Origin of the sequence: Micromonospora sp. NPDC049274 (assembly GCF_040678875.1) — a bacterium.
Taxonomy (GTDB): domain Bacteria; phylum Actinomycetota; class Actinomycetes; order Mycobacteriales; family Micromonosporaceae; genus Micromonospora.
Genome location: NZ_JBFAQS010000002.1, coordinates 448,073 through 468,742, shown reverse-complemented (window position 1 = coordinate 468,742; position 20,670 = coordinate 448,073). Strand labels below are relative to the sequence as shown.

The following is a 20,670-nucleotide window of genomic DNA, read 5'->3' as shown; positions in this document are numbered from 1 at the left end:
TCGGAAGGCCCGCGTCGGAGGTCGGGGTGGGCACCCCGGACGTCGGCACGCCCGGTTCGGCGGCGGCCGCGACCGGCCCGGCCGCCGAGGTCGGTGCGCCGGCTTGCAGGGCCGCGATCGTGGCCGGATCGGCGACGTCGTTCGGCTCCGAGCGGCCGGAGCGGCCGGAGCCCAACGCGCCGACCAGACCGAAGACGCCGATCAGGATCAGCGCGCCGGCCAGGAACCAGCCGACCGGTGGCAGCGCGAGCCCGAGAATCTGGGCGAGCAGCCACCAGGCCGACAGCGCCAGGAACAGCAGCCCGAAGGCGAAAGAGAGCAGGTCCGTGCGGTGAGCCTTCACCGGGTCACCTCCAGGTTGCCGGCATTGACGTGGACGTACAGGCGTAGCTTTCCGCCGCCGGGACCGTCCGCGCCCAGGTCGGTGGACTCCCGCAGCCGGCCGTCGATCCCGCCGGAACGGTTGCCGAAGACGGTGGCGTCGCCGGCGTTGACGTCGGCCACTGTGGTGACGTCCACGTTCGGCGGTACGACAACTGTCGCCTGACCGAAGTTGATCGCGACGGTCACCTGGCTGTCCCGCTTCGTGAAGTCGATGCCCCGCAGGTCGAGCACGGCGTCACCGAAGCTGTTCTCGTACCGGTCGGCGAGGTCGCGGTAGTCGGTGGGCGCCCAGGTGACCGCCCCGTCCACCCCGCGGATGCGGTCGTAGGACTCGGCGACGGTGGCGGTGCCCAGTGCCGCGGCGGTCACCAGGCCGAGCGCGATCAGCCAGCGGGCCCGACCGAACCAGGTGCCGACCAGCAGCCCCAGTCCGATCGTGGCCAACGCGGCCGCGAAGTACGCCGACGCGGTGACGGCGAAGACGTCCAACAGGTCGAGCAGGGCGACCAGGCCGAGGGCCAGGAAGATCAGCGAGAAGGTCACCGCGCCGAGCGGCGAACGCTCCCGGGGCCGCTTCGGTGGCTTCGGCGGCTTTGGCGGTTTCCGCGGCGGGTACGCGGCCGGCGCCGGCGCGGCGTACGGGCCATGTGGCGCGAACGGGGGGCGATATCCGCCCGGCGTCGCCGCGACCGGGTAACCGGACGGACCGGCGGGCACCGCCGTCACCGGCGCCGACGGCCAGTTGACGGTGGGCGTGCCGTCGGTGGCGGTGGCCGTCCAGCCCTGCTCGGGTGCCGGCCAGGCGGCCTCCTGCCCCGTCGTGGCGACGGCCGGCTGCCCGGACACCGGCCCGTACGACATGGCTGCCCCGGACACCGGCTGTGCGCCGACGAGTGGCTGCGGGGCGGTGGCCGGCTGGGTGCCGTGGACGGACGTGGGTGCGCTCGGCGTTTCACCCGGCGCCGTCGCGGCGTACGCCGGAGAGCCGCCCGCCAACGGCGCGGTCGCCAGCGGACCGGTGGACGGCACCGCGCCGTGCGCCGGAGCGGGCCAGGCGACCGGCGGGACCGGCCCGGGTGGCGTACCGGTCGGGGTGGGCGGCACCGGCCCGCCCTGGGCGCCGGGCTGTGGCCCACGGCTGTCCCGGTTGAGCAGCAACGCGCCGCCGATCAGGATGGCCGCGCCGAGCAGCACTGCGCGGAAGGCGTCGGTGACGATGTAGCCGAAGCTGGCCGCCACCAGGATGCCCAGCACGATCACGGTCACCGGGGACATGCTGGAACGGCCGCGCCCCAGCATCGACTCCACCGGGGATGCAGTGTCGCCCTCGTTCGGGATGATGAGCCAGGCGGCGACGTACACGAGGATGCCGATGCCGCCGAAGAACCCGAGCACCGCGAGCAGCACGCGCCAGAGCACCGGATCGGTGTTGGTGGCGCGCCCGATCGCCGCGCAGACCCCCGCCAGGTAACGGCCGTCGCGCGGCCGGACCAACCCGTACCGCGACGTGAAACCGGTGCCGCCCAGCGGCCCCGCGGACGACCCCGGCCCGCCGGGCCCGGGAGGTGTACCCCCGCCCCCGCCGGGTCCGTAGCCCCCGCCGGGTCCGTAGCCCCCGCCGGGTCCGTAGCCCGCGCCGGGTCCGTAGCCCCCGCCGGGTCCGTAGCCCGCGCCGGGTGCGAAGCCGGCGCCGGGGCCGTGGTCCGTGGCGGTCGTACCCCCTCCAGGCCCGTGGTCCGTGCCGGCCGCCCAGCCGGCGTCGGGCGCGTAGCTGGGGCTCGGAGGCTCGTAGGTGCCCGGCGTCGGTCCGGCGGCCGGGCCGGTGTGGGCGGGCGGGCCGAACGTGGTGGGCTCGGTCCAGCCGGCGGGCGTTCCGGCTGATGCGGGCGGTGCTGAACCGCCCGGCTGTGCCGACCCGGGGCGGGGCGGCGGGGCAGCTTCCTCGGTCATGCCTCGATCCTGCTGCCCGCTTCGCCCGAACGGCCTCAGGACCCGACCCTGACCCCACCCTGAGATCCGAGCGGCCGGAATGTCGGGGGCGTCACCCGTGGTCGGCGGACGCCGCAGCGTGTGACGATCGAACTCACCGACCGCGCCCCGCCCACCACCATGACCAGGGAGCTTCCGATCAGCACCGTGACCCCGCCTCCGCGCCTCTACCGCGCCCCCGAGCATCGGATGGCCGCCGGTGTCGCCGCCGGCATCGCCGACCATCTCGGCATCTCGGTGCTGCGCGTGCGGGTCGCGTTCATGGTGCTGCTCGGGCTGAGTGGGCTCGGGCTGCTGCTCTACGCGGCCTTCTGGGCGGTGGTGCCGCTGCGCCCCGGTGACACCGCCGTGCCACCCCGGCGCGACGTGGCCCAGCTCCTCCCGTTCGTCGGGATCGGGCTGGGTGTCCTGCTCATCCAGGTGATGGTCTTCGACTCGGTCGGCGCGGCGGGCACCGCCGGCTGGCTGGTGGCGATCATCGCCGTCGGCGCCGGGGTCATCTGGCACCAGTCCGCGCCCGAGCGGCGGCGGCGCTGGGGCGACACGATGCCGGTCCCGTGGCTCGGGGCGGTAGTGGAGGAGAGCGACAGGCGGGCCTTCGTCCTCCGGTTCATCGGCGGCGGGGTGCTTGTCGCGGTCGGCATCATCGGCGTCGCGGCGGTCTACTCGCCGGCACAGAACTTCGACGCGGTGATCAACGGGGTGATCTTCGCGCTGGTCGGCTTGGCCGGGGTCGGCGTGGTCGCCGCGCCGGTGCTCTGGCGGACGTACAGTCAGCTCCGCTCGGAGCGCGAGGGGCGCATCCGCGAGCAGGAGCGGGCCGAACTGGCCGCGATGGTGCACGACCAGGTGCTGCACACCCTCGCTCTGATCCAGCGCAACGCCAGCGACGTCAAGACGGTGCAGCGGTTGGCCCGGGGGCAGGAGCGTTCGCTGCGAAACTGGCTCTACAAGCCCACCGCGTCACCGAGTGAGCGCTTCGCCGCCGCTCTGGAGCAGGCCGCCGCCGAGGTCGAGGACACCTTCGCGATCACGGTGGAGACCGTCGTGGTGGGTGACCGGGAGACCGACGAGAAGGTCGGGGCGCTTGTCGCCGCCGCGCGGGAGGCGCTGGTGAACGCGGCCCGGCACGCGGGCGTGCAGACCGTGTCGCTCTACGCCGAGGTGGAGCCCGATCAGGTCAGCGTCTTCGTCCGGGACCGGGGGAAGGGCTTCGATCCGGATACGGTGGAGGACCACCGGCACGGCGTACGCGGTTCGATCATCGGACGGATGAAGCGGCACGGCGGACGGGCCGAGATCCGGTCCGGCCCGGGGGAGGGGACCGAGGTCCGGCTGATCCTGCCGATCTCCCGGGACTCGTCCGCAGCGGAGAGGAACAAATGACCATGGCCGAGCAGCCGATGGAGCACCTCGACCCGGCGACCAGCCGCCCCGAACGCCTGCGGGTGTTCCTCGTCGACGACCACGCCATGTTCCGGGCCGGGGTGCGTGCCGAGCTGGGCGCCCACGTCGAGGTGGTGGGTGAGGCGAGCACGGTGGCCGAGGCGGTCACCCGGATCGCCGCCACCGGTCCGGACGTGGTGCTGCTCGACGTCCACATGCCTGATGGCGGTGGTCGCGCCGTGCTGGAGGCGATGCGCCGCACCCACCCGCAGGTCAAGTTCCTGGCGCTGAGCGTCTCCGACGCGGCGGAGGACGTGATCGGGTTGATCCGGGCCGGCGCGCGGGGTTATGTCACCAAGACCATCTCACCGGACGAGCTGGCCGCGGCGGTCCGTCGGGTCGCCGACGGTGACGCGGTGTTCAGCCCCCGGCTCGCCGGGTTCGTGCTGGACGCCTTCGCGGCCCGACCGGACGCCCCGGTTGCCGACCCGGAGCTGGACCAGCTCACCAACCGGGAGCGGGAGGTGCTGCGTCTCCTGGCCCGGGGATACGCGTACAAGGAGATCGCCAAGGAGCTGTTCATCTCCATCAAGACGGTGGAGACACACGTGTCGAACGTGCTGCGCAAACTCCAGATGTCCAACCGCTACGAGTTGTCCCGCTGGGCGGCGGACCGCCGGCTCGTGTGATCTATTCCTCCGCCCCGGCATTTCGGGCACATGCCACGGATGCCGCCGGGCGGGGCTGACAAACGATCATCCGTCGCCCCATACTGCCCCGGTCCCGTTTCCGCGCGTGGGTGTTGGCATCCCGCGGAAGCGGCGGCTCACGCGTGCCCGCGGTCGCGGGTCACCCCTGGGGGAGAGGTACACACTCTTGATGTTGGGACAACGAGGACGACACTGGGCGCGGGTCGCACTGGCGGCCGTCGCCGGCGGTGCGTTGGCGCTCGGCGTGGCGGGCGCCGCGGCCGCTGCTCCGGCTACCGGTGTGGCCAAGGTGGTCGAGGGCAGCCAGGTCACCCTGAAGCTCGACGGCAAGACGCGCACCACGTCCGCGCTCGCGCTGAAGATCGACGGCAAGCTGGTGCCGGCGTTCTGCATCGACTACCACACGAACGTGAAGCTCGACGGCAAGTACGACGAGGGCACCTGGGACAAGTCCGAGGTGCAGAACCTCGGGAAGGTGCAGTGGGTGCTCACCCACGGCTACCCGAACGCCGACTCCGCCGCGCTTCTCGCCGCCGCGCATGTCACGCCGCCAGCAAAGATCGGTAAGAAGCAGCTGGACACGCTGCTCTACTTCGGCACCCAGACCGCCGTCTGGCACTTCAGCGACGGCATCGAGCTGGGCGCCTGGGAAAAGGGCCTGCAACCCCGCGATCAGTACGCGGTGATCCAGGGCGTTCGTGACTACCTGGTCGCGAACGCCACCGACCAGCCCGAGCCGCGTGCCGAGCTGGCCGTCGACCCGGCCAGCGCCACCGCGACGGTCGGCGGCAAGGCCGGTCCGTTCACGGTGAAGGGCCCGGCGGGCGCCATCACCGTCGCGGTCACCGGCGGCACCGCCGTCGACGCCGAGGGCAAGCCTGTCACCACGACCACCAACGGCGGGCAGTTCTGGCTGGCCGCCGAGGCCGCCGGCACGGTCAACGTGACCCTGACGGCGCAGGACTCGGTCTCCTTCGGCCGGGTGTTCCTGTTCACCGGCGCCAAGGCGGCGCAGAAGCTGATCCTCGGTGGCAGCACCGGCGCCACCGTCACCGCCCGGGCGGGGGCCACCTTCACGGCCACCCCCGCGACGCCGCCGGCCACCTCGTCGCCGACCCCGAGCGCGTCGTCGGCCACTCCGTCGGCCTCGGCGCAGCCGGCCAGCCCGGCGCCGTCCACCTCGCCGGTCAGCAACGGTGGAGCCCTGCCGCTTACCGGTTCGCCGATCGCGATGGCGGCGACCGCCGGACTGCTGCTGCTCGCCGCGGGTGCGGTCGCCGTGCTTCTGGTGCGTCGCCGCAAGGTCCGCTTCACCGCCTGATCCATCCCCGCCACACCGCCGGCCCCGGCCCCGCCTCGTGCGGCGCCGGGGCCGGCGTCGTCGCGCCGGCCGGCGTCGACAGGCGCCGAGTCGACCCTTTGCTGGTCAGAGAACCGACTACGGCACCCTCGTCCACCCAGCCGGCGATGGTGCCCGTGCAGACGACGCCGACCTCGTCCGGACGGGCAAAGAAAATCGAGCCCGAGATGGACCTCGTTGCGTGTGCTCGTCAAGCGGAATAGCTCACAGAAGCCGAGCCTGAGCGCTGCGGGGAGCGTGCCAGCAGGCGGTGTCCTTCCAGGTCGGGGACGTTGATCACGACCGTTTTATGATCATTTTTCAAGTATCGGCAACGTGGCGGGCAACTAACGGCTTGATAACGGCACCTTCACGAAAGAGGCCAGTGGGTGTCACAGTGGCAGCACCTCACCCTTGGTGTGTGGCACTCCGCACGGCCCGACGACCACGACCTTCGCTGTTTCCCGGCGGGTTCGTGGCTGCGCCGCCTGCGTAGGGTCGTGCATCGTCGGGTGAGGGAGCCCGGCGGATCGGAACATCAGGGGTGTCCCCAAACTTCCCTGTGGTCCCGGCGACCCCCGCCCCGGGGTGGTCGGGCGGTGTCACCCCCCAAACGTGCGTGAAACCCACGACGGAACCAGGTTTAGAAAGAGGAGGCCCCTCGGAATGAGAGTCTCGAAGCGGGCGACGAGCGCTATCGCGCTCAGCGCGGCTGCCGCGCTTGTCGCGAGCGGTTGCTCGAGCGGTGACGGCGACGGCGACGCCGCCGCCAGCAAGGATGGCGCGATCGTCATCCACGGCGTCCAGCCGGAGAACCCGCTGGTTCCGTCGAACACCACGGAGACCGGCGGTGGCAAGATCATCGACTGGCTGTGGACCGGCCTGGTCGAGTACCCCAACGACGGTGGGGCCCCGCGCAACGCGCTGGCCGAGTCCATCGACACCAAGGACTCCAAGGTCTTCACGATCAAGATCAAGAAGGGTACCAAGTTCCACGACGGTACCGAGGTGAAGGCGAAGAACTTCGTCGACGCCTGGAACTGGGCCGCGTACTCGCCGAACGGCGCGCAGAACGGCTCCTTCTTCTCGGACATCGCGGGCTTCGACAAGACCTACACCGAGGACCCGGACGGCGCCGACGGCCCGCAGAAGGCCCCGGCCCCGACGGCCAAGGAGCTGTCCGGCCTGAAGGTCATCGACGAGCAGACCTTCGAGGTCACCCTCGCCGCCCCGACCGCGGTCTTCCCGACCAAGCTCGGCTACAGCGCGTTCATGCCGCTGCCGGACGCGTTCTTCACCATGAAGCCCGAGGAGTTCGGCAAGAAGCCGATCGGTAACGGCCCGGTGAAGTTCGTCTCGTGGCAGGACAACGTCCTCATCAAGCTGACTCGTTTCGACGACTACAGCCTGCGCGACAAGATGAAGATCAAGGACGTCGACGTCAAGCTGTACCAGGACGAGACGGCGGCCTACGCCGACCTGCTCGCCAACAACCTGGACTTCATGGAGGTCGTCCCCACCTCGGCGCTCGCCGGCGACAAGTGGAAGACCGACCTCGGTGAGCGTGGCCTGAACACCGTCACGCCGTCGACCGCTCTGATCGCGTTCCCGATCTACGACAAGCGCTTCCAGAACCCGAAGCTGCGTCGTGCGGTCTCGCTGTCGATCAACCGGCAGGAGATCTCGGACAAGATCTTCTTCGGCACCCGTAAGCCGGCCGACAGCTGGGCGAACCCGCTGACCCCGGGCGCCAAGCCGGGTAACTGCACCGCCTGCAAGTTCGACCCGACCACGGCCAGGCAGCTGCTGACCGAGGCCGGCGGCTTCACCGGTGAGATGGTCTTCTACTACAACTCGGACTCCAGCCACAAGGACTGGATGGACGCGGTTGCGCAGCAGGTCAAGACCAACCTCGGTATCGACGCTCGCGCCGAGGGCATCCCGACCTTCGCGGTGTTCCGTCAGAACATCAACGCCCACAAGATGACCGGCCCGTACCGTGCCGCCTGGCAGCAGGACTACCCGGACGTGGAGAACTGGGTCAACCCGCTCTACGTCAAGGGTGGCTCGTCCAACGACGGCCTGTACACCAACCCCGAGGTCGACACCCTGGCCAAGCAGGCCAGCTCCGCGCCGAGCCTCGAGGCTTCGCACGAGGCCTTCGCCAAGGCCATCGAGAAGGTCGACCAGGACGTCCCGAGCATCCCGATCTACTTCTACGGCCAGCAGTCCGGCCACTCGGAGAAGATCAAGAAGCTCGAGCTGAACAACGTCGGCGAACTCGACATCACCTCGGTCGAGCTCTGATCCGAACGGTCTGACCCCGGGTCGGGCTCGCCACATCCGGTGAGCCCGACCCGGGGCCGTTCCGCGAGTGGGTGCTACAACACTCCACTCGCCACGTTGTCACCACCGTGTCGGCCGTCCGACGCGCCCCCTGTCTGGAGGACCACCCCATGGGCCGTTATCTGTTGAGACGGCTGCTCCAACTCGTGCCGGTCTTCATCGGCTCGACCTTCCTGATCTACTGGCTCGTCTGGTCCGTCCCCGGCGATCCGTTCGCCGGCAAGTGTGGCGAGCGCCGCTGCCCCGATCAGTACGTCGCGTACATGACCGAGAAGTACCACCTGGACCAGAACGTCTTCGTGCAGTACGGCAACTACATGAAGAACCTGCTCCAGGGCGACTTCGGCCAGACGTTCTCGCAGCGCGACATCGGCGACATCATCGCCACGGCGTACCCGAACACCCTGAAGCTGGCTCTGGTCGCGCTCGCCATCGAGGCCGTGATCGGCCTCGGCGCCGGCATCCTGACCGGTCTGCGCCGCAACGGCTTCCTGGACAACCTCGTCCTCGTCTCGACCCTCTTCCTGCTCGCGCTGCCGGTGTTCGTCGTCGGCTTCGTGCTGCAGTGGCTGCTGGGTGTGCAGTGGGGCATCGTCAAGCCGACCGTCTCCTCCGAGATGCGGTTCTCCGAGCTGATCGTGCCGGGCTTCGTGCTCGGTAGCGCGTCGGTGGCGTACATCGCCCGGGTGGCCCGAACGAGCATCGCGGAGAACCGCCGTGCCGACTACGTGCGCACCGCCATCGCCAAGGGCCTGCCGATGCGCCGGGTCGTGGGTGTGCACCTGCTGCGCAACTCGCTCATTCCGGTCGTCACCCTGCTCGGCACCGACCTCGGCGCCCTGATGGGCGGCGCGATCGTCACCGAGGGCATCTTCGGCATCAACGGGATCGGCCGCGAGGTCTACCGCGCGATCGTCACCAAGGAGAGCGCTACCGTGGTTGGCATCGTGGTGGTGTTGGTGGTCGTCTATCTGTTGATGAACCTGCTGGTCGACCTGCTCTACGCCGCCCTGGACCCGAGGATCCGTTATGAGTGACCCGAGTACCGCATCGATCGTCAGCACCCCTGCCGCGCAGCCGACCGACACCCCCGCCACCCCCGGGCCGCAGGGCAACGAGAAGCCTCGTGGTCTGCTCGGTGACGCCTGGCGGGACCTGCGCCGCAAGCCGCTGTTCTGGATCTCGGCGACGATCATCGTCATCTTCCTGTTGATGGCGGCCTTCCCGTCGCTGTTCGCCCCGGGCGACCCGGTCAACGGAGCGCTCTCGCGCAGCCTCAACAAGGCGTCCGGCGACGCGTGGTTCGGGTACGACCTGCAGGGCCGGGACGTCTACGCCCGGGTCATCTACGGCGCCCGTGCCTCCATCGTGGTCGCCGTGCTCTCCGTGGTCGGCACCCTGCTGGTCGGCGGCTTCATGGGCATCATCTCCGGCTACCTGGGTGGCTGGGTCGACACGATTCTCAGCCGGGTCGCGGATGTGTTCTTCGGAGTGCCGTTCGTGCTCGGCGCGATCGTCATCCTGACCACGTTCAACGGTTCGGGCAGCAGCAACAGCAAGGCCGAGATCATGGGCCTGGTGATCATCTCGCTGATCGTGCTGAGCTGGCCGGTCGTGATGCGGTTGATGCGCTCCTCGGTGCTCTCCACCAAGGAGGCCGACTACATCGTTGCGGCGCGCGCGTTGGGTGCCGGCAGCGGCCGGATCATCCTCAAGCACCTGCTGCCGAACTGCCTGGCCCCACTGCTGGTCTACGGCACGATCATGGTCGGCTCGTTCATCGGCGCCGAGGCAACCCTGTCGTTCCTGGGTGTCGGCCTGAAGTCGCCGGTGGTGTCCTGGGGCATCATGATCAGCGAGGGCAAGGATTTCATCCGGGTCGCGCCGGGGCTCGTGTTCTTCCCGGCCGCATTCCTCGTCGCCGCGGTGCTGAGCTTCGTGATGCTCGGTGAAGCGGTCCGCGAGGCCCTCGATCCGAAACTCCGCTAGGGGAGATCCAGTGTCCGACATTCTCGTGTCTGAGCAGTCCGCGCCGGGATCCGGCGGGTCCGGGCGCCCCTCCGGCCGGCTGCTCGAGGTCGACGACCTGCGGGTGGAGTTCCGTACCCGGGACGGCGTCGCAAAGGTCATCAACGGGGTCACGTATCACGTCGACGCGGGGGAGACCCTCGCCGTGCTCGGCGAATCCGGCTCCGGTAAGAGCGTCACGGCGCAGACGATCATGGGCATCCTCGACACGCCCCCCGGCTTCGTCACCGGTGGGCAGGTCCGCTTCCACGGTAAGGACATGCTCCGCATGTCCGCCGAGGAGCGCCGCCGCATCCGCGGTGAGGGCATCGCGATGATCTTCCAGGACGCGCTGTCCGCCCTGAACCCGGTCTTCACCGTCGGGTTCCAGATCGCCGAGCAGTTCCGGGTTCGGCGGGGTCTGGGTCGCGCGGAGGCCAAGAAGCGCGCGATCGAGATGCTCGACCAGGTCAAGATCCCGAACGCCAAGGGCCGGTACAACAACTATCCGCACCAGTTCTCCGGCGGTATGCGGCAGCGCGCGATGATCGCGATGTCGCTGGCGCTCGACCCCGAGGTGCTGATCGCGGACGAGCCGACCACCGCGCTCGACGTGACCGTGCAGGCCCAGATCATGGACCTGCTCGCGGAACTCCAGCGTGAGCGGCAGATGGGCATGATCCTGATCACCCACGACCTCGGTGTGGTTGCCGACGTCGCGGACCGGATCGCCGTCATGTACGCGGGCCGGATCGTCGAGGAAGCCGACGTGTACGACCTGTACGCCAAGCCGGCGCACCCGTACACGCTGGGTCTGATCGACTCGATCCCGCGTCTTGACGAGAAGGGGCAGCAGCTCCGGACGATCAAGGGCCTCCCGCCGAACCTGATGAACATTCCGCCGGGCTGCCCGTTCAACCCGCGCTGCCCCATGGCTCAGCCGGTGTGCCGGGAGAAGGTGCCCCCGCTGCTTCAGGTGGGCCCCGCCCGGGCCAGCGCCTGCCACTTCGCCGAGGAGCTGGTGAACCGTGTCTGAGAACATCCTCGAGGTCAGTGACCTGGTCAAGCACTACCCCGTCACCCAGGGTGTGGTGTTCAAGAAGACCGTCGGTCAGGTCAAGGCCGTCGACGGGGTCTCGTTCGGTCTGCGGTCCGGAGAGACGCTCGGCGTCGTCGGCGAGTCCGGCTGCGGCAAGTCGACCCTCGCCCGGGTTCTGATGAACCTGGAGAAGCCGACCGCCGGCAGCGTGGTCTACAAGGGCCAGGACATCTCCAAGCTCTCCGGTGGAGCGCTGCGTCGACTGCGTCGGCAGATCCAGCTGGTCATGCAGGACCCGTACACCTCGCTCAACCCGCGGATGACTGTCGGTGACCTCATCGGGGAGCCGTTCGAGATCCACCCGGAGGTGGCGCCCCGGGGCAGTCGTCGGGCCAAGGTCCGCGAGCTGCTCGACCTGGTCGGGCTCAACCCTGAGCACATCAACAGGTACCCGCACCAGTTCTCCGGCGGTCAGCGTCAGCGCATCGGCATCGCCCGCGCGCTCGCGCTGCGGCCCGAGGTGATCGTCTGCGACGAGCCGGTCTCGGCCCTGGACGTCTCCATCCAGGCGCAGGTCATGAACCTGCTGGAGAAGCTGCAGACCGAGCTGGGGCTCTCGTACATCTTCATCGCCCACGACCTGTCGGTGGTCCGCCACCTCTCAGACCGGGTGGCGGTGATGTACCTCGGCAAGATCGTCGAGATCGGCACCGAGGACGAGATCTACGAGCGGCCGACCCACCCGTACACCCAGGCGCTGCTCTCGGCGGTGCCGGTGCCGGACCCGACCCAGCGGAACAACAAGACGATCATCCGGCTCACGGGTGACGTGCCGTCGCCGATCAGCCCGCCCTCGGGCTGCCGGTTCCGGACCCGCTGCTGGAAGGCGCAGGAAGTCTGCGCCGAGCAGGTCCCGCTGTTGGAGATCCGGCGCGACTCGGACCACCCGAGCGCCTGCCACTTCGCGGAGCGGCGCGAGATCGTCGCCACCCACGAGGCGTGAGTCACCGGAACCGCCTGCCGACGTCACCACGACGACGGCAGGCGGTTTCGTCTGTCCGGGGTGCCTGAGCCGGCCGCCACGCTCCCGCGCCGCTTCGGCCCGGCCCGAGACACCGGCGGCCCACCGACGGGGCCTCAGAGCGGCCCGCGGCCCGCGCGCAGCAGCAGCAGCGCCAGTTGGGTGCCGTCGGCGCCCAGGGCAACCCGGAAGCGCTCCAGGATGTCCCGTTCCCGCGAGAGCACCAGGCGGGTTCCGCCGGATGCCATCCGCGTCGCCCCGACCTCCTGCGACAACGCGGCCCGCTCCTGCCAGAGCGCGATCAACGCGTGGTCGATCTCGTCGATCCGTTCCCTGATCTGCACGATCCGCGCGGCGGCGGTCGGCTCCACGGTGCCGGTCCGTGCCTCGGCCGGGTCGTCGCTTCGCGCCGAAGGGACCTCCGGTGTGCCACCGCTCACCGAGGGCTGGCCCGCCTCCGGGCCGGCCGGACCGCCGTTCTGCTCCACCACGTCTGTCATCATCGGGTACCTCTCGCGCTGTGGTGCCCGGTGCCCGGAACCCGGGACGAAAAAGCCCCGGGCTCCAGGAGCCCGGGGCTTTTCGTAGGTCTGTCGATCAGGCGCGACCTACGGCTGCCGGACTCCCGGTGCCGTAGTAAAAGTAGTAGCGCGCAGCGATCACGCCGTCGAGTATGCCCACGCCGGTGGCCGACGCGCAAGGATTCACGCCCAAAAGGGCGGCCCGGCCCCGTACCCGCAGGCGCCGGCGAGACGGCCCGCCCTGGCGTACGGCGCGCTCGGGAAGTGTCCGGCCGGCGGCATAGACTTGTCGCGCGATGCATCCTCTCTTCGACATTCCCGCGTCCCCGCCCGCGCCGGAGTCCGCGCCGGCCCGTCCGCACCGGCCCGGGTCGGCCTCCGCCCGCCTCGATCCGCAGCAGCTCCTGGCCGGCCTGAACGGGCCGCAGCGCGACGCCGTCAGCCACGCCGGTTCCCCGTTGCTGATCGTTGCCGGTGCGGGGTCCGGCAAGACGCGGGTGCTCACCCACCGGATCGCCTACCTGCTGGCCGCACGGGACGTGCATCCCGGTGAGATCATCGCCATCACCTTCACCAACAAGGCGGCCGGCGAGATGAAGGAGCGGGTCGCCGCGCTGGTCGGGCCACGGGCCCGACTGATGTGGGTGTCGACGTTCCACTCTGCGTGCGTCCGCATCCTGCGGGCCGAGCACGAGCACGCCGGCCTCAAGTCGACGTTCTCGATCTACGACGCGGACGACTCCCGGCGACTGATGCAGCTGGTCACCCGCGAGCTGGATCTCGACCCGAAGCGCTACCCGGCGCGTGGCCTGGCCGCCCAGGTCTCCAACCTCAAGAACGAGTTGGTCGACCCGGAGCAGTTCGCCGCGCGGGCCAGCGGGCCCAATGAGCGGGCGCTCTCCGAGGCGTACACGCTCTACCAGCGCCGGCTGCGCGAGGCCCACGCACTGGACTTCGACGACCTGATCATGACGACGGTGCACCTGCTCCAGTCCCACCCGCACGTCGCGGAGAGCTACCGGCGGCGGTTCCGGCACGTGCTGGTGGACGAATATCAGGACACCAACCACGCCCAGTACGTCCTGATCAAGGAGCTGGTCTCCGGCACCGACGGGCTGGAGCCGGCCGAGCTGTGCGTGGTCGGAGACGCCGACCAGTCGATCTACGCGTTCCGGGGCGCGACGATCCGCAACATCCTGGAGTTCGAGCGGGACTTCACCGACGCGCGGACGATCCTGCTGGAGCAGAACTACCGCTCCACCCAGACCATCCTCAACGCCGCCAACGCGGTGATCGACCGGAACACCTCCCGCAAGCCGAAACGGCTGTGGAGCGAGGCCGGCGACGGCGAGCGGATCGTCGGCTACGTGGCCGACACCGAGCACGCCGAGGCGGACTGGGTGGGCCGGGAGATCGACCGGCTGGTCGACGCCGACGAGACCCGCCCCGGCGACGTCGCGGTCTTCTACCGCACCAACGCCCAGTCCCGTGTCTTCGAGGAGGTGTTCATCCGCGCCGGCCTGCCGTACAAGGTGGTCGGCGGGGTGCGCTTCTACGAGCGCAAGGAGGTCCGCGACGCTCTGGCGTACCTGCGCTCGGTGGTCAACGACGACGACACGGTGAGCCTGCGGCGGGTGCTGAACACCCCCCGCCGGGGCATCGGCGACCGCGCGGAGGCGTGCGTCGAGGCGCTGTCCAGCCGCGATCGGATCTCCTTCGGCGCGGCGCTGCGCCGGGCCCGGGAGGCGCCCGGCATCTCCACGCGGGCGGCCAACGGCATCGGCGACTTCGTGGCGCTGCTCGACGGCGCGCGGGAGCTGGCCGAGACCGGCACCCCGGAGGAGGTGCTGGAGGCATTGCTGACCCGCTCGGGCTACCTCACCGAGCTGGAGGAGAGCCTGGATCCGCAGGACGCGGGCCGGGTGGACAACCTCCAGGAGCTGGTCAGTGTCGCCCGGGAGTACACCGAGCGGATCGAGGCGACCGGCGCGGACGGCGAGCGGGCCACCGTGGCGGGTTTCCTGGAGCAGGTCGCGCTTGTGGCAGACGCCGACCAGATCCCCTCCGACGACCCCGACCACCAGGGTGTCGTCACGCTCATGACGTTGCACACCGCCAAGGGCCTGGAGTTCCCGGTGGTCTTCCTGACCGGGCTGGAGGACGGCGTCTTCCCGCACCTGCGCTCGCTGGGCGACACTCGTGAGCTGGAGGAGGAGCGCCGACTGGCGTACGTCGGCATCACCCGCGCCCGGCAGCGGCTCTACCTCTCCCGGGCGGTCACCCGCTCGGCATGGGGACAGCCCTCCTACAACCCGCCGTCGCGATTCCTGGAGGAGCTGCCACCGGAGCTGGTGCGCTGGGAGCGCACCGAGGGGTCGTACACCTCGTGGGCCGGCGGGGGCGGCGGCGTCGGCGGGCGCGCGGACCGCGTGCCCGGCGGGCGCGGCACCTTCACCGGGGGTACGCCGAAGGCGGCGCAACTGGCCCAGCGGCTCGGCGTGGACGCCAGTCGCCTCACCACGGCCAGCGAGTTGCCGCAGGGGCCGAAGGTGGCCGCCGGCGACCGGGTCAACCATCAGCGCTACGGGCTGGGGCGCGTGCTCGCCGTGGAGGGGCACGGGCCGGGTGCTCGCGCGCAGATCGACTTCGGCGACCAGACCATGTGGCTGGTGCTGCGCCACGCCCCGGTCGACAAGCTCTGACACCCGAGGCGGCACCGCAAGATCGCGCTAGAACATGGAAAGAGTGGCCTCCGCGCCGGCGGAGGCCACTCTTTCAGGATCGTGTGCCGGCCGCCAGGCTCAGCAGCCCAGGTCGACGCCGTGCGCGCGCATGAACGGCGCCGGGTCGATCTGGTTCCACATGCCCTGGTGCACCTCGAAGTGCAGGTGCGGGCCCGTGGCATCGCCGGTGGCGCCCTCGTAACCGATCACCTGGCCGGCCTTGACCGCCTGCCCGACGCTGACCGCGATGCGGCTCTGGTGGGCGTAGTGGGTCAGGTAGCCGTTGCCGTGGTCGATGAAGACCGAGTTGCCGTACCCGTCGGCGGCGTCACCGGCCTGGGTGACGGTGCCTGCGGCCGCGGCGCGGATGGGGGTGCCCGAGGGCAGCGCCAGGTCGATCCCGGCGTGCAGGGTGCCCCACCGCTCTCCGAAGCAGGAGGTGACCGAGGCGCCCGGCAGCGGGTCGACCCAGGCGGCAGTCGGCCTGGTGGTCTTCTTCGGCTTGGGCTTCGGCTTCGCGGTGGCCGTCTTCGTCGGCGTCGGGCTCGCGCTGGCCGTTGACGGGCTCACGGTCGGGCTGGCGGACGGGGAGGCCGGCGCGCTGGACTCGCGGGCCGAGCGGTCGGCCCGACTGGCGGCATCGGCCCGGGACTGGGCGTCGAGCGAGACGGCGGTGGGTGCCGGCCGGTCGGGCCCGGAGGTGGCGACGGTGACTCCGCCCAGACCGAGGGCGACCAGCGCGGCCGCGCCGAGCACGATGAGGCGGTTCCGTCGGCGGCCACGTCGCGGCTGCTCGACGGTGGTGTCGGGGGTGTTCTCGTTCTGGACGGGGCTGTCTTCCTGCACGGCGGACCTTCACAGTCGAGGGGCACTTGACCTCGAAATACTGGTGTCGGGCCGAGCCGGACGACCGCCCGGGACCGGGCGTCGGGATCGTGGGTGGCAGACCGGCTGACCGGGTATGCGCCGGTCTGAAGCGGTCCGTCCGGAAAAGTGATCATGCGCCGTCGTGCCGTCGGTCACAGTCCGTCCTGTGATCCAGCAGACATGCGTCGGACCGGGGCAACGAAAAACCGCCCAGATCGATAGATCCGGGCGGTCAACGAGCAGTACGCAGCGTCAGGAACCCGCTACGTCGTTGTAGATTGCCTCGATTTGCGTCTTGATGTCCACTCCGCGGTCCTGCAAATACGGCACGGGGTCGATCGGCGCGCCCTTGACATGCAGCTCAAGGTGCAGGTGGGTGCCGTAGGCGTGGCCGGTCTGGCCCACCAGGCCCAGCTGGTCGCCCGCCTTGACCTGCTGGCCCTCCTTGACGCTGAGCGCGGAGGAGTGGCCGTAGATGGCCTCGCTGCCGTCGCTGTGCTGGACGATGACCGCGTAGCCGTAGCCGCCGAACCAGCCGGCCTTGGTGACCAGCCCGTCGTGGACCGCCACGTACGGCGTGCCCTCGGGGACGACCAGGTCAACGCCGGTGTGCAGCTTGCCCCACCGCAACCCGTACGGGGAGTTGAAGTCGTAGCCCTGCAGCGGCAGCATCCAGACCTCGGACTCGGCCGCTTTCTTGGTGCGGCTGTCCCGGGAGGCGCGATCGGCGTTGTCCGCACGGGCCGCGACGTCCTGACTGGTGATCGACGCCTGCTTGAGCTCGTCGAGCACCGTCGGGCTGACGTCCTTGGCGTCCGGCAGGGCCGACGCACCCAGCGCGACGATGCCCGCGCCGACGAAGGCGGTGGTGACGACGGCCGCGTAACGACTACGCGGTGGGGTGGGTACGCGGCGGCGACCGCGATATCGATCGGGCTCAGACGACAGGCGCTGGCGCACGCACACCCTCCGTTGTCGGGGTTCCGAGGCGGCCGGTGGACGTCCGTGAAGCTCTGGTGAACGTCTGCCAACCGCGTCGTCACCCGTCCATGGACCTGATGACAACCGTGGACACGTTAGCCAACCACCAGGCGAGTCACAAGCCAGAGCGCCGAATTGGCGTGTCGATCTGTCCGTTTGCGTCCAAGATTGTCATGCATCGCGCCGTCAAACGGTGCCCCCGTAACCACCCGTTCGTCGCCGAGCGTGACCGATCCGGCGGAGTCGTCCGGCTTGACGCCGGGGCCCGGGTGAGGAGGTGCCGCAGGCGACGCCCCGACGTCGGCGGAATGTCGGACGTGTTTCCGGCCCGGATTTCCCGGTGCCGGTCGGGCGGGTTACCGTTCGTTCAGGTGAAGGCCGTGGAGCCGGTGAAAGGTGTGCGCTGATGAGCTCTCGTATTCGGGTCGTCGTCGCGAAGCCCGGTCTGGACGGCCACGACCGTGGCGCGAAGGTCGTCGCACGTGCCCTGCGCGACGCGGGGATGGAGGTCGTCTACACCGGCCTGCACCAGACGCCCGAGCAGATCGTGGAGACGGCCATCCAGGAGGACGCCGACGCCGTCGGTCTCTCCGTACTCTCCGGCGCGCACATGACGCTCTTCCGTCGCGTGCTCGAGCTGCTGGGTGAGCGGGACGCCCGCGACATCGTCGTGTTCGGTGGCGGCATCATCCCCAACGGCGACATCCCCGAGCTGGAGAAGCTGGGCGTCGCGAAGATCTTCACGCCGGGCGCCACCACGCAGGCGATCGTCGAGTGGGTTCGGCAGAACGTGGCGCAGCCGGTCGCCTGAGGCGTCGGCCGGTCGCCCGAGGCGCCGGTCGGCCGCTCTGACCCGATTTTGGGCACGGGGGAGGGGCCGGACGCACCCCTCACACGTCCGGCCCCTCTATGCACGATGCCCCGCCGCCACCCCTCGACCGACAGGGCATCGGCCGTATCCCGTCTTTGCGCTGCTCAGCGCGCCGACACCTGACTCAACGACGCCCCGACGGGCGGGTTACGGACCCCCGGCAACATCGCCCGGACGATTGATGCCGACCGCGACGCGGCCGAAATCAGCCGCAGTCGGCACCCGGTTGTGCATTACCGCACACCGTGCACCCGCTCGGTTGCCGGCGGTGCCCACCTCGCTAGGCTGCCGCCAATGGCCTGTTTCAACTGATGACAGGCGTCAAACTGTTTTCTGAACGCTGGTGGCGGCGCGACGGCGCGCCGCGGAGACGGGACGGGACGCGCAATCGTGGACCTGTACGAGTACCAGGGGCGGGACCTGTTCGAGCGGCACGGCTTGCCCGTGCTGGCCGGCGGCGTCGCCACTACCCCGGAAGAGGCCCGTGCGATCGCCGAACGCCTCGGCGGTCGCGTGGTCGTCAAGGCGCAGGTGAAGGTCGGCGGCCGAGGTAAGGCCGGCGGCGTGAAGCTGGCCGAGGGCGCCGAGGAGACGGTGGCCCGTGCCACCGACATCCTCGGCATGGACATCAAGGGCCACACCGTCCACAAGGTCATGATCACCGTGACCGCCGACGTGGCCGAGGAGTACTACTTCTCGTACCTGCTCGACCGAGCGAACCGCACCTTCCTCTGCATCGCCAGCGTGGCCGGCGGTATGGACATCGAGCAGGTCGCCGCCGACACCCCGGACCGGGTGGTGAAGGCGCCGATCGACGCCAACACCGGCGTCGACGAGGCCAAGGCGCGGGAGATCGTCACCGCCGCCGGTTTCCCGGCCGAGGTCGCCGACCAGGTCGTCGAGGTGGCCGTCGGCCTGTGGCAGGCGTTCGTCGCCGAGGACGCCACCCTGGTCGAGGTCAACCCCCTCGCGAAGAACGGTGACGGGCGGCTGCTGCTGCTCGACGCCAAGATCACCCTGGACGAGAACGCCGCGTTCCGGCACCCGGACCACGAGGCCCTGGTCGACCAGGCCGCCGTGGACCCGCTGGAGCAGGCCGCGAAGGCCAAGGACCTCAACTACGTCAAGCTCGACGGCGAGGTCGGCATCATCGGCAACGGCGCGGGTCTGGTCATGTCGACCCTCGACGTCGTCGCGTACGCCGGTGAGCGGCACGGCAACGTCAAGCCGGCCAACTTCCTCGACATCGGCGGCGGCGCGAGCGCCGCGGTGATGGCGAACGGGCTGGAGATCGTGCTCTCCGACCCGGCAGTGAAGAGCGTCTTCGTCAACGTCTTCGGCGGCATCACCGCCTGCGACGAGGTCGCCAACGGCATCATCCAGGCGCTCGCCCTGCTGGAGCAGCGCGGCGAGAAGGTCACCAAGCCTCTCGTCGTCCGGCTCGACGGCAACAACGCCGAAGCCGGCCGGGCGATCCTGGACGGCGCGAACAACCCGCTCGTACAGCGGGTGGACACCATGGACGGCGCGGCCGAGCGGGCCGCCGAGCTGGCAGCTGCGGGGGTCTGATCATGGCTATCTGGCTGACCAAGGACTCGAAGGTCATCGTTCAGGGGATGACCGGCTCCGAGGGCTCCAAGCACACCCGGCGGATGCTCGCCGCCGGCACCAACGTCGTCGGCGGCGTCAACCCGCGCAAGGCGGGCCAGAAGGTCGACTTCGACGGCACCGAGCTGCCGGTCTTCGCGTCCGTGGCGGACGCCATGGCCGAGACCGGGGCTGACGTCTCGGTCATCTTCGTACCCCCGCAGTTCACCAAGGCCGCCGTGGTCGAGGCGATCGACGCCGCGATTCCGCTGGCCGTGGTGATCACCGAGGGCGTGCCGGTGCACGACACCGCCGCGTTCTGGGCGTACAACCTCGCGCAGGGCGAGCGGACCCGGATCATCGGGCCGAACTGCCCCGGCATCGCCTCGCCGGGCGCCTCCAACGCCGGCATCATCCCGGCCGACATCACCGGCGCCGGCCGGATCGGCCTGGTCAGCAAGAGCGGCACGCTGACCTACCAGATGATGTACGAGCTGCGCGACATCGGCTTCTCTACCTGCGTCGGCATCGGCGGCGACCCGATCATCGGGACCACGCACATCGACGCCCTCAAGGCGTTCGAGGCCGACCCGGAGACCGACGCCATCGTGATGATCGGTGAGATCGGTGGCGACGCCGAGGAGCGGGCCGCCGAGTTCATCAAGGGCAACGTCACCAAGCCGGTGGTCGGCTACATCGCCGGCTTCACCGCGCCTCCCGGCAAGACCATGGGTCACGCCGGGGCGATCATCTCCGGCTCGGCCGGCACCGCCGAGGCGAAGCAGGCGGCGCTCGAAGCCGTCGGCGTCAAGGTCGGCAAGACGCCGACCGAGACCGCGAAGCTGATGCGGGAGATCATGTCCGGCAGCTGAGCCGGCACGACAACAGCGAAGGGGTCG

At 70.1% G+C, this 20,670-nt stretch carries 16 protein-coding genes and 1 pseudogene; 12 read left to right on the top strand and 5 right to left on the bottom strand.

The genetic code is table 11. The annotated features are described in order from the left end of the window. Positions 1-157: 157 nt before the first annotated feature. Together AB0K10_RS05745 and AB0K10_RS05740 are read right to left on the bottom strand one after the other, a co-directional pair. Positions 158-343 (bottom strand): annotated as a pseudogene (locus tag AB0K10_RS05745) (hypothetical protein); the annotation flags it as partial. Beyond that, complete coding sequence (locus AB0K10_RS05740) at positions 340-2,334, bottom strand: PspC domain-containing protein (RefSeq protein ID WP_363680309.1); 1,995 nt, start codon at positions 2,332-2,334, stop codon at positions 340-342. The pseudogene AB0K10_RS05745 and the gene AB0K10_RS05740, both read right to left, overlap by 4 nt. A gap of 159 nt (positions 2,335-2,493) precedes the next feature. Between AB0K10_RS05740 and AB0K10_RS05735 the strand changes: the two genes are divergently transcribed. The 8 genes from AB0K10_RS05735 to AB0K10_RS05700 all read left to right on the top strand — a co-directional run bounded on the left by AB0K10_RS05735 (position 2,494) and on the right by AB0K10_RS05700 (position 12,203). Beyond that, positions 2,494-3,759 carry a PspC domain-containing protein gene (locus AB0K10_RS05735; protein ID WP_363680527.1) on the top strand — a complete coding sequence of 422 codons (1,266 nt, stop codon included), beginning with the start codon at positions 2,494-2,496 and terminating at the stop codon, positions 3,757-3,759. 2 nt (positions 3,760-3,761) lie between these two features. Next, positions 3,762-4,448, top strand: coding sequence for a response regulator transcription factor (locus tag AB0K10_RS05730; protein WP_363680525.1), 687 nt, complete (start codon positions 3,762-3,764; stop codon positions 4,446-4,448). 190 nt (positions 4,449-4,638) lie between these two features. Beyond that, the gene (locus tag AB0K10_RS05725; protein ID WP_363680307.1) at positions 4,639-5,790 is read left to right on the top strand and encodes a thioester domain-containing protein; all 1,152 of its coding nucleotides are present in this window, start codon (positions 4,639-4,641) and stop codon (positions 5,788-5,790) included. A 684-nt stretch (positions 5,791-6,474) separates the two neighbouring features. Further along, complete coding sequence (locus tag AB0K10_RS05720) at positions 6,475-8,115, top strand: ABC transporter substrate-binding protein (protein WP_363680305.1); 1,641 nt, start codon at positions 6,475-6,477, stop codon at positions 8,113-8,115. Positions 8,116-8,264: 149 nt separating this feature from the next. Further along, positions 8,265-9,191, top strand: a complete 927-nt coding sequence (locus AB0K10_RS05715; RefSeq protein ID WP_007465043.1) for an ABC transporter permease — start codon at positions 8,265-8,267, stop codon at positions 9,189-9,191. Next, positions 9,184-10,143 (top strand): ABC transporter permease, encoded by a 960-nt coding sequence (locus AB0K10_RS05710; protein WP_007465041.1) that lies wholly within the window; start codon positions 9,184-9,186, stop codon positions 10,141-10,143. The genes AB0K10_RS05715 and AB0K10_RS05710 overlap by 8 nt, the downstream gene beginning before the upstream one ends. Positions 10,144-10,168: 25 nt before the next feature. Beyond that, the gene (locus AB0K10_RS05705; protein ID WP_039909015.1) at positions 10,169-11,197 is read left to right on the top strand and encodes an ABC transporter ATP-binding protein; all 1,029 of its coding nucleotides are present in this window, start codon (positions 10,169-10,171) and stop codon (positions 11,195-11,197) included. Next, on the top strand, positions 11,190-12,203 hold the full coding sequence (locus AB0K10_RS05700; RefSeq protein WP_363680302.1) for a dipeptide ABC transporter ATP-binding protein: 1,014 nt from the start codon (positions 11,190-11,192) through the stop codon (positions 12,201-12,203). Before AB0K10_RS05705 ends, AB0K10_RS05700 begins: the two co-directional genes overlap by 8 nt. Positions 12,204-12,337: 134 nt before the next feature. Here the strand turns inward: AB0K10_RS05700 and AB0K10_RS05695 are convergent, their stop codons facing one another. Then, the gene (locus AB0K10_RS05695) at positions 12,338-12,724 is read right to left on the bottom strand and encodes a chorismate mutase (protein WP_363680300.1); all 387 of its coding nucleotides are present in this window, start codon (positions 12,722-12,724) and stop codon (positions 12,338-12,340) included. Between the two features lie 314 nt (positions 12,725-13,038). Here AB0K10_RS05695 and pcrA point away from each other — a divergent pair, with 314 nt between their 5' ends. Further along, positions 13,039-15,444 carry a DNA helicase PcrA gene (gene pcrA / locus AB0K10_RS05690; protein ID WP_363680298.1) on the top strand — a complete coding sequence of 802 codons (2,406 nt, stop codon included), beginning with the start codon at positions 13,039-13,041 and terminating at the stop codon, positions 15,442-15,444. 99 nt (positions 15,445-15,543) lie between these two features. Here the strand turns inward: pcrA and AB0K10_RS05685 are convergent, their stop codons facing one another. Both AB0K10_RS05685 and AB0K10_RS05680 read right to left on the bottom strand, forming a co-directional pair. Continuing rightward, positions 15,544-16,311, bottom strand: a complete 768-nt coding sequence (locus AB0K10_RS05685) for a M23 family metallopeptidase (protein ID WP_363680296.1) — start codon at positions 16,309-16,311, stop codon at positions 15,544-15,546. A gap of 273 nt (positions 16,312-16,584) precedes the next feature. Further along, positions 16,585-17,292, bottom strand: a complete 708-nt coding sequence (locus tag AB0K10_RS05680) for a M23 family metallopeptidase (protein ID WP_363680295.1) — start codon at positions 17,290-17,292, stop codon at positions 16,585-16,587. Between the two features lie 427 nt (positions 17,293-17,719). Between AB0K10_RS05680 and AB0K10_RS05675 the strand changes: the two genes are divergently transcribed. The 3 genes from AB0K10_RS05675 (at position 17,720) to sucD (ending at position 20,643) form a co-directional block, all read left to right on the top strand. Beyond that, positions 17,720-18,124 (top strand): cobalamin B12-binding domain-containing protein, encoded by a 405-nt coding sequence (locus AB0K10_RS05675; RefSeq protein ID WP_203178796.1) that lies wholly within the window; start codon positions 17,720-17,722, stop codon positions 18,122-18,124. Positions 18,125-18,574: 450 nt separating this feature from the next. After that, positions 18,575-19,753, top strand: coding sequence for an ADP-forming succinate--CoA ligase subunit beta (sucC, locus tag AB0K10_RS05670; RefSeq protein WP_007465023.1), 1,179 nt, complete (start codon positions 18,575-18,577; stop codon positions 19,751-19,753). 2 nt (positions 19,754-19,755) lie between these two features. Next, positions 19,756-20,643 (top strand): succinate--CoA ligase subunit alpha, encoded by an 888-nt coding sequence (gene sucD, locus AB0K10_RS05665; RefSeq protein ID WP_363680292.1) that lies wholly within the window; start codon positions 19,756-19,758, stop codon positions 20,641-20,643. Positions 20,644-20,670 lie beyond the last annotated feature (27 nt).

Coding starts and splice junctions, on each gene's coding strand:
- AB0K10_RS05740 (WP_363680309.1), bottom strand. CDS start 2,334: ATGACCGAGGAAGCTGCCCCGCCGCCCCGCCCCGGGTCGGCACAGCCG.
- AB0K10_RS05735 (WP_363680527.1), top strand. CDS start 2,494: ATGACCAGGGAGCTTCCGATCAGCACCGTGACCCCGCCTCCGCGCCTC.
- AB0K10_RS05730 (WP_363680525.1), top strand. CDS start 3,762: ATGGCCGAGCAGCCGATGGAGCACCTCGACCCGGCGACCAGCCGCCCC.
- AB0K10_RS05725 (WP_363680307.1), top strand. CDS start 4,639: ATGTTGGGACAACGAGGACGACACTGGGCGCGGGTCGCACTGGCGGCC.
- AB0K10_RS05720 (WP_363680305.1), top strand. CDS start 6,475: ATGAGAGTCTCGAAGCGGGCGACGAGCGCTATCGCGCTCAGCGCGGCT.
- AB0K10_RS05715 (WP_007465043.1), top strand. CDS start 8,265: ATGGGCCGTTATCTGTTGAGACGGCTGCTCCAACTCGTGCCGGTCTTC.
- AB0K10_RS05710 (WP_007465041.1), top strand. CDS start 9,184: ATGAGTGACCCGAGTACCGCATCGATCGTCAGCACCCCTGCCGCGCAG.
- AB0K10_RS05695 (WP_363680300.1), bottom strand. CDS start 12,724: ATGATGACAGACGTGGTGGAGCAGAACGGCGGTCCGGCCGGCCCGGAG.
- pcrA (WP_363680298.1), top strand. CDS start 13,039: ATGCATCCTCTCTTCGACATTCCCGCGTCCCCGCCCGCGCCGGAGTCC.
- AB0K10_RS05675 (WP_203178796.1), top strand. CDS start 17,720: ATGAGCTCTCGTATTCGGGTCGTCGTCGCGAAGCCCGGTCTGGACGGC.
- sucD (WP_363680292.1), top strand. CDS start 19,756: ATGGCTATCTGGCTGACCAAGGACTCGAAGGTCATCGTTCAGGGGATG.